Source organism: Sorangium sp. So ce321, from assembly GCF_051530195.1.
GTDB lineage: Bacteria > Myxococcota_A > Polyangia > Polyangiales > Polyangiaceae > Sorangium.
Window position 1 is genome coordinate 437,710 of sequence record NZ_CP150329.1, and the last position, 17,335, is coordinate 455,044.

Below are 17,335 nucleotides of genomic sequence, written 5' to 3' on the forward strand. Positions count from 1 at the left end.
GGTCACTCAAGGGGCTCTCCTTCCACGAGGACCTGCTGCAGGGCGAGATCCTCGTCCAGGACCAGCAGGTCGGCGAAGCAGCCCGGCGCGACCCGCCCGCGATCCGCCAGGCCGAGGTGCTCGGCCGGGAACAGGCTGCAGCGGCGCGACGCCTCCGCCACGGAGAGCCCGAGGCCGACGAGGTTCTTGAACGCCTGGTGCATGGTCAGGCAGCTGCCCGCCAGGGTGCCGTCGGGGAGCCGCACGCTGTTCTGGCACTTCGTGACCGCGCGCGCGCCGAGCTGGTACGGGCCGTCCGGCATCCCCGAGGCGGCGGTGCCGTCGGTCACGGCGTAGAGCCGCGGGATGCACCGCAGGGCGGCCCGGATGGCGCCCGGGTGCACGTGGACGAGATCCGGGATCAGCTCGGCGAAGTCGCCGTGGGCCAGCGCCGCGCCCACCGCGCCGGGCTCGCGGTGGTGCAGCCCGTTCATCGCGTTGAAGAGGTGGGTGAAGCCGCTCGCCCCCGCCGCGAGCGCCGCCGCGACCTCCTCGTAGCTGGCCAGCGTGTGCCCGATCTGGACCCGCACCCCCAGGCCGGACAGGCCGCGGACGAGCTCCAGGTGGCCGGCGAGCTCCGGCGCGAGCGTGAGCACGCGGATCGGGGCCACGGCGTGGAGCGCGAGCGCGGCGTCGAGGTCCCCTGTCGCCACGCACGGCGGCTGCGCGCCCAGCCGACCCGGGTTGAGGAACGGGCCCTCGAGGTGGACGCCGAGGACGCGCGCCTCGCCGCGGCGACGCGCATCCATGGCGGCCCGGATCGCGCGCAGCGCGGCGGTGATCTCCGCCGTGGGCGCGGTCATCGTGGTGGCGAGCAGGCTCGTGGTCCCGGTCGCCGCGTGCGCGCGGGCCATCACCCGGGGCGCGTCGCCGCCCTCCATGACGTCCCGGCCGCCGCCGCCATGGACGTGCAGATCGATGAAGCCGGGCAGGATCCGCGGCCCGGCGGCGGGGCCGGGGGCCGGCGCACCCTCGATCTCCTGGACCCGCGCGCCGCAGCGCAGGCGCCCCCGGAGCCAGCCTTCCGGCGTGAGGATGTTGCCTTCCAGATCCACGGCCTCACCCCTTGAGCTTCTGCTCGAGCGCGGCGGCGTACCGCGGCGCCTCGGGGCCGACGAGCAGGTGGACCACCCGGTCCGGCAGGAGCATCACGCCCTTCACGCTCGCGGCCTCGAGCGCCGCCTCGTCGATCGGGGCGTCGCCGGCGAGCTCGACGCGCACGCGCCCGCTCGAGAACCCCTCCACGGACCGGACGTTGGCGGCGCCGCCGAGCGCGGCGAGCCAGCGCTCGACCCGCGCCGAGAGCGCGGCGGACGCGCTCCCCCGCGAGGCGCTCGCCTCCTTGCGCTTGGCCGGCGCGGCCTCCGGCGTGGCCAGCGCGTCGACCTTGAGCTCCTTCATCTCCTTGGCGATCGACTCGGCCCTCGGCCCGAGGATCACCTGCAGGCTGTCGGTCCCCGGGCGCGCCACGCCCTGAGCGCCGAGCGCCTTGAGCTCCGCGTCCTTCACGCGGTCGCGGTCGACCATGACCAGGCGCAGGCGGGTGATGCACGCGTCGATCTCGCGGATGTTCTCGTGGCCCCCCAGCGCGCGCAGGAGCTGCCCGGCGAGCCCGCCGGCGTCGGCGGCGGGCTCGGCGCGCGGCGCGCCCTCGGCCGCCGCCGCCGCGGGCTCGCGGCCCGGCGTGGCCAGGTTGAGCCGCTCGATGCAGACGACGAAGAGCCCGTAATAGACGACCGCGTAGGCGAGGCCGATCGGCACGATCATCCAGCCCTTGGTCGAGAGCCCGTAGTTCAGCGCGTAGTCGATGAACCCGGCCGAGAAGCTGAAGCCGTGCTTGACGCCGAGCACGTCGAGCAGCGCCAGCGAGACGCCGGTCAGCACGGCGTGGACCGCGTAGAGCGCCGGCGCGAGGAACATGAAGGCGAACTCGATGGGCTCGGTGATGCCCGTCAGGAAGGCGGTCAGCGCGGCCGAGAACATCACGCCGCCGATGGCCTTGCGGTTCTCCGGGCGCGCGGTGCGGTAGATCGCGAGGCACGCCGCGGGCAGGCCGAACATCATCACCGGGTAGAAGCCGGCCATGAACACGCCCGCCGAGGGGTCGCCGGCGAAGTAGCGGTTCAGATCGCCGGTGACCGCCCCCTTCGCGCCCTGGAACGAGCCGACCACGAACCACGCGATGTTGTTCAGGATGTGGTGCAGCCCGGTCGGGATGAGCAGGCGGTTCAGCAGGCCGAAGCTGAAGGCGCCGATCGGCCCCGAGGCGACGATCCAGCCGCCCAGCGCGTCGATGCCGGCCTGGAGGGGCGGCCAGACGAAGCCGAGGACGAGCGCGAGGGCGAGGCTCACGCCGCCGGTGACGATGGGCACGAAGCGGCTGCCGCCGAAGAAGCCGAGGAAGGCGGGCAGCTTGGTGTCGCGGAAGCGGTTGTACATCGCCCCCGCGAGGATGCCGGCGAGGATGCCGGCGAGGACGCCCATCTTGATCTTCTCGTCGATGCTCTTCACCCCGTTCGTGATCACCAGGTAGGCGATCATCCCGGAGAGCCCGGCCACGCCGTTCGTCTCGCGCGCGAGGCCGACAGCGATGCCCACCGCGAAGATGAGCGCCAGGTTGTCGAAGATGGCGCCGCCGGCCTGGGCGATGAACGCGATGTTGAACACGTCGGGCTGCCCCAGCCGGAGCAGCAGGCCCGCGACGGGCAGCACCGCGATGGGCAGCATCAGCGCCTTGCCGACCCGCTGCAGCTCGTTGAATCCCCTCATGCGAAGCTCCTTTCCAGTGGGCGGGGCGTCGCTCGCGTCGCTCTCGCGGCAGCCCCCGGGTCTACGTGTCGCGCGTGTCGCGGCCGGAGCGTCAGCCGGGCCGCGGCCCCGGCGAGAGCAGCGCCCGCACCTCGGCCGCGGTCCCCAGATCGACCGCGGCCCTGGCGAGCTCGCGGCACTTCTCGGCGTCGAGCTCGCGGATCCTTGCCTTCACCTCCGGCATCGCCTGGACGCTGACGCTGAGCTCGGTCACGCCGAGGCCGAGCAGCACGGCCACGGCGTCGGGATCGCTCGCCACCGCGCCGCAGATCCCTACGTGGCGCTCGTGCTTGCGCGCGGCCTGCACGGTCGCGGCGATGAGCCGGAGCACCGCCGGGTGCAGCGCGTCCTGCCGGGCGGCGAGCCGCGGGTGGGTGCGGTCCATGGCCAGCGTGTACTGGGTGAGGTCGTTCGTGCCGATCGAGAAGAAATCGACCTCGGCCGCGAACCGATCGGCCTGGATCGCGACCGACGGCACCTCGACCATCACCCCGAGCTCCACCGGGGGCGAGCCGGCGCGCCGGCGCTCCTCCTCGAGCACCTGCTTCGCCTCCCGGAGCTCCTCGATGCCCGCGACCATCGGCAGGAGGACGCGGTGCCCGCCGGCGACCCGGGTCGACAGGATCGCGCGGAGCTGGCTGCGCAGGATCGTCGGGTGGAGCGCGCCGACGCGCAGGCCGCGGATGCCGAGGAGCGGGTTGTCCTCGGCGGGCAGGGGCATGTAGGAGAGCGGCTTGTCGCCGCCGACGTCGAGCGTGCGGATGACGAGGGGGCGCTCGCCCAGCGCGTCGGCGATCTCCTGGTACGCGGCGGTCTGCTCGGCCTCGGTCGGCGCGGCGGCGCGATCGAAGAACATCAGCTCGGTGCGCAGGAGGCCCACGCCCTCGGCCCCGAGCCGGACGGCCTTGCGCGCGTCGTCGGCGCTCGCGATGTTGGCCAGCACCGCGACGCGGACCCCGTCGCGGGTCACCGCGCGCTCCGCCGCCGCCGCTTCCTGCCGCTCGCGCAGCACCTGGCGCGCCCCGAGCCGGGCGCGGTAGCCGTCGAGCTCGGCCTCGGTCGGGCGGAGCAGCAGCACGGCCTCTCCAACGTTGGGCGCGTTGAGCGCGTCGAGCACGGCCGTCCCGCCCGCCTCGGCGGCGAGCAGCGCCGCCGAGGCGTCGACGAGGTACGGCACGCCGAGCGAGCGCGCCAGGATCGCCGCGTGCGAGGTGGTGCCGCCGAGCACGCTGACGAAGCCCGCGGCCCCCTGGTCGGCGAGCCGCACGACCTCGGAGGGCGTCAGGGTCTCCGCGACGACGATGCTGCCGGCCGGCACGGCCTGCGCGTCGTCGGCGCCGACGAGGTGCCGCAGCGCGCGGCCGCCCACGTCCCGCAGGTCGTTGGCGCGCGCGGCGAGCAGGGGGTTCGACTGGCGCGCGAGCTCCCTGTACGACGACATCACCGCCTCGCGCCACGCGAACGGGGCCGACTTGCCCTCCACGATGGCGACCTCGGTGCGGGTGATCACCTCCGGATCGTCGAGCATCGAGAGGTGCGCGCTGAAGATCTGGGCCTGCTCGACGCGCTTGCCCGACGCGGCGACGAGCTGCTTCAGCTCGTGCCGGGTGTGCGTCAGCGCCCGGTGCAGGCGCGCGAGCTCCACCTCGGTGTCGAGCCCGCGCTCCTCCACCGGGGCGGCGAGCGGATCGATCTTGCAGACCGGGCCGATGGCGAGGCCCGGCGCGGCGCTCACGCCGTGGAGGCGCCGGGCGTCGTCGGCCGTCGCCGCGCGCGGCGCCGGGGTGGGGGAGGGCGCGGCGGGCCCGGGCGCGGCGGGCGCGGCGGACAGGTCCTCGCCGAGCCCGCTCCGGATGAGCTCGACGAGGCGCGCCACCGCGCGCGCCGCCTCGCTGCCGCTCGCGACGAGGCGCAGCTCGGCGCCCGGGCCGGCGCCCAGGTTCAGCAGCCCGACGACGCTCTTCGCGTTCGCGTTGCGGCCGGCGAGCTCCACGCTGATGTCGGCCGCGAACGACCTGGCCTCGCTGGCGAGCACCGCGGCCGGCCGCGCGTGCAGCCCGTGCGGGTTGGGCACCGTCACGAGCGCGGAGGTGACCCCGACCGTGGCCCGCGGCGGCCTCGGCGCGCCGGCCTCCGCAGCGCCCGACACCTGCGCCGGGTCATCCCCGGCCTTGCGCCTGGAGCTCACCGTCATGAGGCGGCTCACGCCGGCGCTGGCCGCGCCGCTCGCGCGCTCGACGATGGCGCTCGTGTCGCCGCTCAGGAGGATGACCTGCGTGAGCAGGCTGGGCGCCTTGCGCAGGAGGCGATCGGCGTCGAACTCGATGAGCGCCTGGCCCGCGGAGACCCTGTCTCCTTGCTTCACCCGCGCCGTGAAGCCCTCGCCCTTCAGGCCGACCGTGTCGATCCCCACGTGGATCAGGATCTCGACGCCGCCCGCGGCGCTCAGGGTGATCGCGTGCCGCGCCGCGTGGAGCTGCGTCACCGTCGCGTCGCAGGGGGCGAGCAGCGTCTGGCTCGTCGGATCGATCGAGATGCCGTCGCCAACGACCTTGTCGGCGAAGACAGGGTCGGGGACGGACTCGATCGGCACGATGGGACCGGACAGCGGTGCGAGGAGCGTCAGCGTGTCGCCGGGGTGCATTTCGACGGCGATCCTACTCCGATGTGCCCCGGCGGGTTCCTGGGTGACGTGCTCGATGGTTCCATCCACGAATCGAGACAAGAGCAAGCGTCGTGCCCTGAACCGCGATCGCGTGCTGCTGGAGGAATGAGCGAAGAAGCGCGCTGCGCCGGGCCGTCGCGGGGCGATCGCGCGGATCGCGGGGGTGATCCGGGAGCTCTCCCGCGATCGGGGGGATCGCCGGGGTGATCTCTCCGATCGCCCCCCTTGCTCGCCGGGGTTGCCGGGCGCGATCGCGGGGCATCTCCCTCTTGTTGGAGCTCAAACCGGGCCCTGACGGGGCTGTCTGACACCGGCCCTCCAGGTCGTCGCCGCGACCGGTACGGCGGTTGCTCATCGGTCCTGCAACGACCGGAGACCGGGACACCGGCACATCGAAGGAGAACAGCCATGAAGCTTTCCGCACTCACGACATTGCCGATCTTTGCTGTCATGGCCCTGGCCGCCTGCGGCGGACTCGATGGCGGAGATGGCCTCGGCCCCGAGGGAGCCGAGATCGACGCGACGGAGCAAGCCGCCGTCGCCGCCTGGGCGCCGTACACCGCGTATGCGGTCAACTCCCAGGTGACCTACGGCGGCGTCACCTATAGCTGCGTCCAGGCGCACACCTCGCTTCCGGGGTGGGAGCCGCCGATCGTCCCGGCGCTCTGGAAGGTGGTCAGTGGTGGCACGAGCACCAGCACGACGAGCACGACCAGCGCTGGCGCGGGAGGCAGCGGCGGCTCGGGCGGAGGCGGCGGCAGCGGCGGCTCAGGCGGAAGCGGAGGCAGCGGCGGCTCGGGAGGCAGCGGCGGCTCGGGCGGCGGCGACGGCGGCGGCAAGAAGGTGATCGGCTACTTCGCGGAGTGGGGCGTCTACGGCCGCAATTACCACGTCAAGAACATCGACACGAGCGGGTCGGCCGCCAAGCTCACGCACATCAACTACGCCTTTGGCAACGTGACGGGCAACCGATGCCAGCTCGGCGACACCTACGCCGATTACGACAAGGCCTACAGCGCCGCCGACAGCGTCGACGGCGTCGCCGACACCTGGGACGCCGGCGCGCTCCGCGGCAGCTTCAACCAGCTTCGCAAGCTGAAGCGCAAGCACCCGCACCTCAAGGTGCTGATCTCGCTCGGCGGCTGGACGTGGTCGGCCGGCTTCTCCGAGGCGGCGCTGCCCGCGAACCGCGCGTCGTTCGTCTCTTCCTGTGTGGATCTCTTCATCAAGGATCCCCGCTGGGCCGGCGTGTTCGACGGCATCGACATCGACTGGGAGTACCCGGCCGCCTGCGGCAGCACCTGCAACCAGCGCCCCGAGGACACCCAGAACTTCACGGCGCTGCTCGCCGAGTTCCGCCGCCAGCTCAACGCGGCGCGCTCCGGGCTGCTGCTCACCATCGCGGCGCCCGCCGGCCTCGACAAGATCGAGAAGATCCAGGTCGGCGAGATCCACCGGCACCTCGATTTCATCAACCTGATGACGTACGACATGCACGGCGCCTGGGAGGCCACGACGAACTTCCACGCTCCGCTCTACAACTCCGCCTCGAACCCCGCGAAGGCGCTGAGGTACAGCACCGACGAGGCGGTCACTGCCTGGCTGAACGGCGGGACGCCGGCGAGCAAGCTCGTCGTCGGGGTGCCCTTCTACGGTCGCGGGTGGACCGGCGTCGCCGGCGCGAATCAGGGGGTGTGGCAGTCGGCCGCCGGCGCCGCGCCGGGCACGTACGAGGCGGGCATCGAGGACTACAAGGTCCTGAAGGCCAAGGGCCACCCCGGCTACACCCACCCGGACACGAAGGCCTTCTTCACCTTCAACGGGACGGAGTTCTGGAGCTACGACAACCCGGCCTCGCTCGGGGTCAAGATGAGCTACATCAAGTCGAAGGGGCTCGGCGGCGCGATGTTCTGGGAGCTGAGCGGCGACACGGCGAACGGCGAGCTCGTCGCCGCGGTGAAGAACGGCCTGCGGTGACGGCCGTCGCCGGGCCGAGCGGCCGCGCCGTTGCCCTGGACGGACCGGCGCGCCGCCCGGGCGCGGCCGGAGGGAGCTTTACCGCGCGCACCTCTTGTGGTGCAGTGCCGTGGTGACTGCACACCACAGACCCAAAGCGCCCGAGGGCGATCTCGCCACCTTCGAGCGCGAGCGCTTCACGCACGGCGGGGCCGCCCACGATGTCTATCGTAAAGGGAAGGGCCCCGCGGTCCTCGTGATCACCGAGATGCCGGGCATCTCGCCCCAGGTGCTCGGGTTCGCCGACCGGGTGGTGGCGCTCGGCTGCACGGCCGTGTTGCCCAGCCTGTTCGGGACCGCCGGCCGCGACCCCTTGCGACCGAGGGTCCCGGGCATCCTCTACGCTGTCTCGTCGATGGCCAGGGCGTGCATCAGCAAGGAGTTCACCGTGCTCGCGACGGGGCGCTCCTCGCCGGTGGTCGACTGGCTGCGGGCCCTCGCCGCGTCGGAGCACCGGCGCTGCGGCGGGCCAGGCGTGGGTGTCGTGGGGATGTGCTTCACCGGAGGGTTCGCGCTCGCGATGGCGGCGGACGCCCGGGTGCTGGCGCCCGTCCTGTCGCAGCCGTCGCTCCCGATGCCCCTCACGGAGAGCCGGCGGCGGGCCGTCGACTGCGACGCTGCGACCCTCGACGCGGTGGCGCAGCGCTGCGACAGCGAGGGCCTCCGGGTGCTGGGGCTCCGCTTCAAGGGCGATCCCCTGGTGCCCGAGGAGCGGTTCCAGTTCCTCCGCGAGCGCCTCGGGGACGGGTTCGTCGCCGTGGAGCTGGAGCAAGCCGACGGGCACCCCAGGGAGCCGCTCAAGAAGCACCACTCGGTGCTGACGGGCGGGCTGATCGATGCGCCGGGCGAGCCGACGCGCGCCGCGCTCGACAGGGTCCTCCAGCTCTTCCGCGACAAGCTGCTGGCCGCGTAGCGTCGCCGGCGCAGTCTTGGAGGTCGTTTCCGTTACACGCTATCGCATAGACTTGCCTTGGTGATCGCTGTCCAGGCAGTTTGATGCGCCCGACCAGGGTGTGAGCGTGAGCGCAGACCAGAGACCAGCTGGCTCGGTGTCGCATCCCGACGTTGGCACAGACGGCCGCTGATCCGGGGCGGTGTGCCAGGATCTGATCCTCGTGTCATGAGGCGGCGCCGCCCGCGCGTCCACGCCTGCGGGCGAGAGGGATGCGCTCCTCAACGGCCTCACCGGGCCTGCGCGGCCGACAGGCCCACGGCAGCGACGTCGGGGCCCTCGCGAAATTTTTCTCTGTGGACGGTACAACTTTTGCAATGGGCGTGTCGCCGAAAGGTTGCGCGCATGTCCCATCAGCTACCGTCATCTCCCTCTGTTCGGTCACTGTCGTCCCGCACGCGAGCGATCTCCCTGCTCGCCCTCCTCGCCATCCCGTCTGCCGCCTTCCTGGCAGGCTGCGCCGATGAGCCGGACAACTACTACAACTACTATTACACGATCGGGCAGGGCGGGGCCGGGGGCGCCGGTGAGGCCGGCGGCGCCGGCGGGGTCGGCGGGACCGGCGGCGCGCCCGCGGGCGAGTACCCGGGAGCGCCCGTCGCGGACACCGAGGTGACCGAGCATGCGCTCGACGTCTTCGGCGCCGTCGGCAACCGCTACTGGTTCGCTGTCTCGGAAGAGCAGCTCGAGCTCATGAACGAGTCGGTGGGCGGCGTCGGGATCCCCATCCGAGATGTGGGCTTCGGGGACATCTACTCACCGACCGGTGAAGACGCGACCTTCGTGGATCATCTGTGGGTGACGACGGCCGGCGACGACGGCAAGACGGCCGACTACGGCAAGGTCCAGGTCGGCGTCGTCGGACAGTCGACGATGCGGCCCTGGACGAAGCGCGCCATCCCCAACCTCAACATCGACGCGGACGAGTTCGTCGACCAGCAACGGCTCGGCGGCTTCGAGCATGTGCGCTTCAACAACGGCCAGGTCGGCAGCATCTTCCGCGAGCGCCTCACGCTCGAGCTCTACGCGCGCCTCGATTATCCGGCCCCCCTGGCCAACTACGCCTGGGTATCGAGCAATGTCTGGGGTGCGGAGGTGTCCATCCCCTACATCGTGGTCGAGCGCTACAAGAAGGCGTTCTGCGAGCGCGTCGAGGGCAAGCTCGGCGGCGGGTGCGCCAACATGTGGGAGTTCGTCGGAGACTTCGCCGGCAACATGCCGGGGGGCGGGGGCCCGCGCCCGATCGACGTGGTGCCGATCGGCGCCAGCGTCTTCGACGATCCAGGGAGCTGCCAGCTCAAGAAGTGTGAAAACACCCGCGCGAAGGAGCTCGAGGAGGCGATCGTCGAGACGCCGGCGGGCGAGGGCTTCAAGGCCGCGCTCGCGAGCTGGATCGACTGGCCTGCCTTCCATCGGTTCCAGTGCCTCTCGTGGGTGCTCGCCACCGGAGACGACGCGCTTCACAACAGCAACAACGTCGTGCTGGTCGAGCGGAACGATGGTCTGTTCCAGTACTTGCCGTACTCGATCGACATCAGCCTGGGGCAGGAGTGGTATCCGGTGGTCGCGCTGGCCGGCACGAACTCGCTGGCGCGCGGGTGCCAGAGCGACCCGGCCTGCTGGGCCGACACGATCGCGATGTGCGAGGACGTGATCGAGGACTTCGCGGCGCTGGACCCCAACGCGGTGCTGAAGGGGATCTACGACGAGCTGTCGGACCATGGCATGCTCCGCGCGGGCGACGAGGCGCGCTACGAGAGCCTGGACGCCTGGATCACCCAGCAGCTCGAGGTCCTGCCGGTGGAGCTGGAGAGGAACCGTGATGAGCCGCAGCCCTGCGCTCCTCCCCAGATCGATTGCGGTGGCTACTGCGGGTATCCCCAGGACTGCTGGATGGGCGCGGGAGCGGGCGCGGTCGGCGCGGGCGGGTTCGGCGCCGGCGGCGGAGACGCGGGCGCTGGCGGCGCGGGCGAGGTCGGCGCGGGCGGCGGAGACGCGGGCGCTGGCGGCGCGGGCGAAGTCGGCGCGGGCGGCGGAGACGCGGGCGCTGGCGGCGCGGGCGAAGTCGGTGTCGGCGGTGGAGGCCCGGGCGCTGGCGGTGAGGGCGGCGCCAGCGCGGGCGGTGGCTCAGGGATCTGACATCGGCACTGGCACCTTCAGGTCGTGTGCTCGGCGGCGCTGCGCGCGCTGACACACGACCTCATGGCGTCTCCCGCTGAGCCGCTTCTCTGTGACAGGCCGGCATCGTGGAGCTCCCTCAGGTGAAACGCGCGCGTGGTGACCTGGGTCACGACGCGCGCGTTGCCGGGGCACGCGCCGGAGCTACCGCGCGAGCAGCGTCATCGCGCTGCTCCGCCAGCGCGACAGCGGCCGATGTGCGATTGGGTCCTCGAACCCGGCACACGCGTTTCGTGCTAGACAGGTCTCGAGGAAGGTCCGCGCATGCCGAGCCGAGCCGCCATCCAGGAGAAGCTCTTCCATTTCCACAGCCCGGTTCACCTTGTCGGTCCGGGCGTCTGCTCTCTGCTGGTCCTCGTCGCCTGCGGGCAGCAGGAGCGCCAGTTCACCACCGGCGGCGGCTCCGAGGCGACCGGGAGCGGCGGCGGCGGCTCCGGCGCGACCGGAAGCGGCGGCGGCGGCTCCGGCGCGACCGGGAGCGGCGGCGGGGTGTCGTGCGAGACCCGAGACCCCGATTGCGAGTGCGCCGGCGGCAAGGTGGTGGCCCGCGATGTCGACCACGACGGGGAAGGCACGCGGCTCTGCGAGGCCGCTGCCGGGCGCGACTGCGACGACGGAGACGGCGCCTTCGTCGTGAACGAGTGCGGCGGCTGCAACAAGTCGCTGGGCGGCAAGGTCGGTGATCCCTGCGGCTCCTGCGGCGTGTTCCAGTGCCTCGGCGACTCCGCGCTCCGGTGCGCTGCGCCGGAGCCGCCGCCTCGCCAGTGCGCGGGCAACACGCTGCAGGTGTGCGCCGACGGGCAGTGGACGACCGAGAGCATGTGCGGTGGCGATCTCCCCGCCTGCTTCAACGGCGCCTGTACGCAGTGCCGCCCCGGCACGTTCAAGTGCGGCTCCGTGCAGGGAACGCCGGTCGTCATCAAGTGCCTCGACACCGGCTCCTGGGAGTCTAGCTGGACCTCGTGCAGCTCCGACCAGGCCTGCAACGCGGAGTCGGGCACCTGCGTCGGCATGTTTCACCCGCGAGACATCGATTTTAACGTGCCGCTCAACGTGCCGCCGCTCCTCCGCGATGTGCCAGGCACACCGGCAGCGCCGGGGCTCCCGACGCGCGACGTGCTCGACCTCGCCGTGGGCATCTCCTTCGCGTGACCGGCCGCTCATGCTGTTGATCGGCAGCCGGGCCATCGCGTATCACTTCCCGGAGTTCCGGAAGCCCCGGGATTGGGACCTCATCGGGGACGATGAGGACATAGCGCGGCTCGATCGAGCGCTGCCGAGGAGCGAGCGACACGCGCAGCGGCGCGACAAGGCGCACTATCGGCTCGATGGCGTATCGGTCGAGGTCGCCAATGCATCCGTCATTCCCTACTGGGCCATGGTGTGCGCCGCCTTCGCGAACGCGCCCACGATCGAGGCGCCGGTCCTGGGTCCGCTGCGGATCCCTCCCCCCGGGTTCCTCCTCCTCACCAAGCAGTGCGGCCTGATCTACCGAGTGGTCCACTGGCACAAGAACCTCGAAGATCTGTACTTCCTGCGCGATCGGATCCCATCCATCCCGGAGCATGTGGCGGCGCTGCTCCCTCACACGCTGGACGATTCGCGGCGGATGTTCGCGGAGGGGCACCGACGCGGCGCCCGCGACGCGGAGCCATGCCACCCCGCGGCGCCGGGGCCCCGCGATCCACGCCTCCACCGGGAGCTGCACGATCGCCTCCGGCTCGGAGATATCGCCGCTTCCCTCGAGCCCCGCGCGTGGGATGGGTTCCCGGAGCGACCCGCGCCATCCCGCCGCGAGCGGATGATCGATCTGTTCGCCGAGGAAGGGATGGTGATCGCCGCCGAGCGGCGCCTCCTCTCGCCCGCGATCGAGGGGGATCTCCACCCCGAGGCCGAGCTGACGCGCTGGGCCCTGCGCGCGCTCATCACGAGCTCGATGCCGGAGAACCTCCGTTACTTCGGCGTGAACTACTACCGGGAGATCGCCGCGCGCATTCCGCGCGGCTGGATGTCCGCGATCAAGGACCTGGAACACCTGCGTCCCGCCTGCGCGAGCCCCGGCGCCGGCGGCAGCCTCTGCGACGCAGAGAAGGCCCCACGCTGACCCGGTCCCCCGGCGCGACGGAGCCGCCCCGCGCGCCGGCCACGGGCTACGCCTGCGTCGCTCCGCCACCCCTCTTGCGGATCGCGCTGGCGAGCCCTGCCACGTAGTCCGGCTTGCCGATGTCGACCCCGTTGTGGCGAAGGATGGCGTACGCGGTGACCAGGTGAAAATAGAACTGCGGGATTGCCCAGTCCTTCAGGTAGGCGAGCCCCTTGAGCTCCAGCACCAGCTCGTCGCGCAGCGGGACGGAGATCTCCCGGTCCTCCGCGCCCTCGAACGCGGTCGCGGGCGCGTCCTCGACGAGCGCGATCGTCCGCTTGATCCGCTCCCTCAGCGCCTCGAGCGTCTCCTCGCCGGCGTCGAAGTACGGCGCCTCCTTGCCCGTCAGGCGCGCCGCGCACTCCGCGGCTTGGTGGCAGACGAACTGCACCTGCTTCGAGAGCGGGAACATGTCCGGCGCGAGGCGCGCGCTCACGAGCACCGCAGGGTCGAGGCCCTTCGCGCGCGCGTGCGCCTCCCCTTTGTCCAGGATGCCGAGCAGGTTGCGCAGCATCATCACGAACGAATCGACCGCCATCGCGTGCATCGGAGCACTCATGAGATCCTCCAGGGATGGGGGCGTCTTCGCTCGAGCGCGGAGCCGCCCTGAGCGGCGACGACTACCTCGGAACCGCGCCGACCGCGAGGCTGTCGCGCGATGATTCGCGCGCGGCAGCCTCGCCGCCGGCGGCCACTGGCGCGGCACCAGCACCGAGGCGCCGTGGGCCGGCATCGCGTACGCGAACGCGTTCGTGGCGCTCGGCGTGACCGGATCCGCTGCCACGAGATCGGCCTTGGCGGACGTGAGCTGCCAGACGCGGACGTGAGCTGCCAGACGTCGACGGCCGTGTAGCTCCCGTGGGCGGCGAGGGGCACCGCGGCCGTGAGCGGGGCCGTTGTCTCGTCGATGGCGACGAGGCGCCCATGGAGCTGCCGGAGCAGGGCGCGAAGATTTTTTTCGAGCGGCCGATGATTTCTCCGCGGGCGTGGGGTCCATGGAGCAAAAGGAGGACAACCTCATGTCCCACAAGCTCTTCGTCAGCCTGCCCATCAAGAACCTCGATCGCACCATGGCCTTCTTCACGGCCCTCGGCTTCACGTTCAAGTTCACGGACGAGAAGGCCGCCTGCATGCTCATCGGCGAGCACGCCTACGCGATGCTGCTCGTCGAGCCGTTCTTCAGGACGTTCACCAAGAAGGAGCTCTGCGACACCGCGACGCACGTGGAGGGGGCCTTCGGGCTCTCGTGCGAGAGCCGCGCCGAGGTGGACGCGATGGTGGCGAAGGCGGTCGCCGGCGGCGGCAAGGAGGCGGGGCCGCCGCAGGACCACGGGTTCATGTACGGGCGGAGCTTCGAGGACCTCGACGGGCACCACTGGGAGGTGCTCTGGATGGATCCAAAGGCCGCGCAGTAAGCCGCACGCAGCTCGGCGGAGGAGAACGGATTCGACCCCTTGCGCGGCTCCGAGCCGAGCCGCCAGCGGGTGCTCCCCATCGCTCCAGTGGAACGGGGTGTCCGGGATGCAGCCGCGCGAGTGTGCGGAACGCGGGTGGCGCCGACGTGGTTCCGGATATCACCCGGTGTGTGGCAGCATACGCTCGAGCGCACGAGCTCACGGGACGGCCGCTCGCCACGCCTCTGGCGCGCTTGCCATCCCGCGCGGGAGCGGGCGCCCTAGCGCGCGGCGGCGCTCAGTGGGCCGACGCGCCGGCGCGCCGGTGCGCCGACGGCACCGGAGCGGCCGGGCCCTGGGCCTCGGACAGCAGGCAGTTCCGGTAAAACAGCCGGCAGAAGAAGAGCTTGACCACGCTGTCCTTGAGCGGGTTGTTGTCGTGGACCACGGACCTCGCGAAATAGGCGCCGTTGGTCAGCGCGACGCTCGGGTGGCGCGCCAGGAAAGCGGCCGTCTTCGTGGCGATGATGCGCATGGCCTCGCGGTGGAACTCGCTGTTCAGCTGCTCGAGCAGCTCGGGGGTGAACTCCTTGGTGCTGATCGTGTGACGCTGGAACGCGTCGGCGTGCGCTCCGCCGGCGTTGGTGATCGCGTAGTCCGTGCGCAGCGTGCCCGTCTCGCTCGCCTCCTGGAAGAGGGCGGTGCCAGGGTCGGCGCGGGCCAGCGCCATGTGCGGGATGACGTCGTGGTCGCGAAGACAGTCGAGGGCGAACTTCAACGTCTCCCGGATCTGCGCCAGCGACTCGCGCGGGAACCCGATGATGTAGAACGCCTGCATGTCGATGCCGACCTGCTTTCCGAGGCGGAAGGCGTTCAGCACGTGCTCCAGGGTGAGCGGCTGCTTCATGATGACGTTGTCGAGGACCCACTGGTCTCCCGACTCGACGCCCACCACCAGGTAGGTGCAGCCGGTGGCCTTCATCTTCTGCATCATCTCGAGATCGAGGGTGTTGGCGAAGACGCCGTTCGGCGTGTCCCAGGTGAAGCGGAGCTTGCGCTCGAGCACGCCGTCCATCAGGCGATGGAATCGATCCCTGTCGAGCGTGAGGTTGTCGTCCTCGAAGTGGATGTGCCTCACGCCGAGGCGGTTGACGAGGGTCTCGATATGGTCGAGCGTGTGCTCCACCGAGTAGCGCCGGTACCTGCGCCCCGCGTGGATGTGGATGGAGCAGAAGCTGCACTTGTACGGGCAGCCGCGCGAGGTGACCAGCGACACCGAGCGCTCGGCCCCGTCGTACGAGAACTTGTTCCTCGCCATGATGCCGTTGCGCTCGTAGGTGAAATAGCGCTCGGTCTTGAGCAAGCTGTAGTCGAGCTGCCCCAGCGTATCGAGGTCGTTGACGTACGCGCTGGCGGGCGTGCGCACCGGCGCGCCCGTGGGGGAGCGGAACAAGAGCCCGCCGATGTCCAGCAGGTTCCTGCGCCCGCGCACCCACTCGACGACCTCCAGCATCGTCTTCTCGCCGTCGCCGAAGCCGATCAGGTCGATCGCCTCCGACTTCTCGAGCATGTAGTCGGGGAGCGCGTTGGCGTTCGGGCCCCCGACGACGATCACGCAGTCGGGGAGGACCTTGCGTATGAGCCGCGTGGCGGTCAGCGTCTCTTCCGTGTTCTCGCGGAACAGGTTGGTGATGCCGACGACGTCCGGCCTGATGCGGAGCAGGTCGCGCTCGAGCTGGTCCCAGCTGGCGCCGAAGTGATGAAGTTCTCGGTGCTCGGCGTCCTTGCCGGAGATCGCGCCGTCCTCGAAGGTCCGGATCCAGCGGGACACGAGGGAGCCCGTGCTGCGGAAGCTGCGGGCCAGCTCCCTGTCGTCGGCGAAGGTGTCGCCTTCGACGAAGCAGTCGTACACGACGACGTCGACGCCATTGCGCTTCAGGAAGCTGCCGATGCTGAGCAGGCCGATCGGCATGCTCAGCCGCGGGCCGCGCGGCCACACCCCGAAGTAGAACAGCTGAGGTGGCCGCATCAGCATCACGCGCGGATTGTCGACGACCTTGCGCGGCTTCCGGTGGCGGTTCGTCAGCGTCAGCAGGGTTGCGTCCGGGGCGACCTCCGGCGGATGGTGATGGTCCTTGTCCTGCTCGGGCGCGTGCCCGCTCGATGCTCGTCCACTGTTCATGACAGGCTCCTCACGCGCTCTTCGCGCGACGCTCATGCGCCCATGACACCGATCCTCGAGGATGGATGACGCCATGGGGCCAGCCGCATGGCGCGGCGAGCCTCACCTGGCGCGTCTCCCAGCCCCCTCTGTTGCATGGAGGCGGCAGACCATTCACCGCCCGGGCGGTACCCGCTCGCGACCACCCGGCGCCCGGGGATGGCCGTCTGGGCGATGGCCCGCCTGGGCGGCTGCGGGGTGGGCTCGAGAGGCGCACCCGAGGTGCAGAGGTCGTCCCCGCAAGGCCGGCGGTCCGACCGAGGTTGAATTATCCGCCGTCGTGCGCGCCTGGGGCCGGCGGCCGCGCGGACGCAGAGGAGCTCTCTGGCGCCTGCGGCGAGCAGGGCGGTTCGCCCTTGACAGCCCCGTATGGATTTCATTGACTTGCCCACGGGGCAATCCAATGGCCGAATCGACGACAACCCGATGGATCGAGGCGCCGCGCTCGAGGGTGTACTCCGCGCTCGTGGACGCCGAGGCCATCGCCACGTGGCTTTGCCCCGAGGGCGCCACCTCCAGGTTGCACGAGTGCGTCCCTGAGGTCGGCGGGCACCTGCGCATGGAGATCACCCACGCGCCCGGACCTGACGGCACCCGTCTATTCGACCTTGTTTTCGCGGAGCTGCGGCCCGACGAGGCCGTCGTGTGGAGAGGCTCCTTCGTGAGCGACGATCCCGTGATGGGGAGCGAGATGCAGCTCACCTTCACGCTCCAGGATGAAGCGGATGGCACGCGGATCACGCTTCGTCACGAGGGCATCCCGGAGACGATCTCGGTCGAGGACAACGAGCGTGGCTCCGAGTCGTCGTTGAGCAATCTGGCCCGCCTCGTCGAGCGAGGTGGCGGCCCCTGAGGACGCCTCGGCCGCGGATGCCGGGCCTTGACCTCGGGCCGCCGGCAGCCCCGGCCGGCGCGCCGC

The 17,335-nt window shown here is 71.3% G+C and carries 12 protein-coding genes; 7 read left to right on the forward strand and 5 right to left on the reverse strand.

Annotated elements, in window-relative coordinates; all coding sequences use genetic code 11:
* Positions 1-2: 2 nt before the first annotated feature.
* From nagA to ptsP, 3 genes are all read right to left on the reverse strand, one after another.
* A complete protein-coding gene (gene nagA / locus WME89_RS01725) occupies positions 3-1,094 on the reverse strand; it encodes an N-acetylglucosamine-6-phosphate deacetylase (protein ID WP_438007546.1) in 1,092 nt (363 codons plus the stop codon).
* Positions 1,095-1,098: 4 nt separating this feature from the next.
* Positions 1,099-2,808 carry an N-acetylglucosamine-specific PTS transporter subunit IIBC gene (gene nagE, locus WME89_RS01730; protein WP_438007547.1) on the reverse strand — a complete coding sequence of 570 codons (1,710 nt, stop codon included), beginning with the start codon at positions 2,806-2,808 and terminating at the stop codon, positions 1,099-1,101.
* A gap of 91 nt (positions 2,809-2,899) precedes the next feature.
* Complete coding sequence (gene ptsP / locus WME89_RS01735; protein ID WP_438007548.1) at positions 2,900-5,491, reverse strand: phosphoenolpyruvate--protein phosphotransferase; 2,592 nt, start codon at positions 5,489-5,491, stop codon at positions 2,900-2,902.
* A gap of 429 nt (positions 5,492-5,920) precedes the next feature.
* On the opposite strand from ptsP, the gene WME89_RS01740 reads away from it, so the two are divergent.
* From WME89_RS01740 to WME89_RS01760, 5 genes are all read left to right on the forward strand, one after another.
* On the forward strand, positions 5,921-7,489 hold the full coding sequence (locus WME89_RS01740; protein WP_438007549.1) for a glycosyl hydrolase family 18 protein: 1,569 nt from the start codon (positions 5,921-5,923) through the stop codon (positions 7,487-7,489).
* A gap of 109 nt (positions 7,490-7,598) precedes the next feature.
* Positions 7,599-8,441 carry a dienelactone hydrolase family protein gene (locus WME89_RS01745; RefSeq protein WP_438007550.1) on the forward strand — a complete coding sequence of 281 codons (843 nt, stop codon included), beginning with the start codon at positions 7,599-7,601 and terminating at the stop codon, positions 8,439-8,441.
* A gap of 384 nt (positions 8,442-8,825) precedes the next feature.
* A complete protein-coding gene (locus WME89_RS01750) occupies positions 8,826-10,619 on the forward strand; it encodes a hypothetical protein (protein ID WP_438007551.1) in 1,794 nt (597 codons plus the stop codon).
* A gap of 303 nt (positions 10,620-10,922) precedes the next feature.
* The gene (locus WME89_RS01755) at positions 10,923-11,810 is read left to right on the forward strand and encodes a hypothetical protein (protein ID WP_438007552.1); all 888 of its coding nucleotides are present in this window, start codon (positions 10,923-10,925) and stop codon (positions 11,808-11,810) included.
* A gap of 10 nt (positions 11,811-11,820) precedes the next feature.
* Positions 11,821-12,762 carry a DUF7277 domain-containing protein gene (locus tag WME89_RS01760; RefSeq protein ID WP_438007553.1) on the forward strand — a complete coding sequence of 314 codons (942 nt, stop codon included), beginning with the start codon at positions 11,821-11,823 and terminating at the stop codon, positions 12,760-12,762.
* A gap of 46 nt (positions 12,763-12,808) precedes the next feature.
* Here WME89_RS01760 and WME89_RS01765 read toward each other — a convergent pair whose 3' ends face one another.
* Complete coding sequence (locus tag WME89_RS01765) at positions 12,809-13,360, reverse strand: DUF1993 domain-containing protein (RefSeq protein WP_438007554.1); 552 nt, start codon at positions 13,358-13,360, stop codon at positions 12,809-12,811.
* Between the two features lie 460 nt (positions 13,361-13,820).
* Here WME89_RS01765 and WME89_RS01770 point away from each other — a divergent pair, with 460 nt between their 5' ends.
* On the forward strand, positions 13,821-14,216 hold the full coding sequence (locus WME89_RS01770) for a VOC family protein (protein ID WP_438007555.1): 396 nt from the start codon (positions 13,821-13,823) through the stop codon (positions 14,214-14,216).
* 277 nt (positions 14,217-14,493) lie between these two features.
* Here WME89_RS01770 and WME89_RS01775 read toward each other — a convergent pair whose 3' ends face one another.
* The gene (locus WME89_RS01775) at positions 14,494-16,377 is read right to left on the reverse strand and encodes a B12-binding domain-containing radical SAM protein (protein ID WP_438007556.1); all 1,884 of its coding nucleotides are present in this window, start codon (positions 16,375-16,377) and stop codon (positions 14,494-14,496) included.
* A 442-nt stretch (positions 16,378-16,819) separates the two neighbouring features.
* Between WME89_RS01775 and WME89_RS01780 the strand changes: the two genes are divergently transcribed.
* Positions 16,820-17,269, forward strand: a complete 450-nt coding sequence (locus WME89_RS01780; RefSeq protein WP_438007557.1) for an SRPBCC domain-containing protein — start codon at positions 16,820-16,822, stop codon at positions 17,267-17,269.
* Positions 17,270-17,335 lie beyond the last annotated feature (66 nt).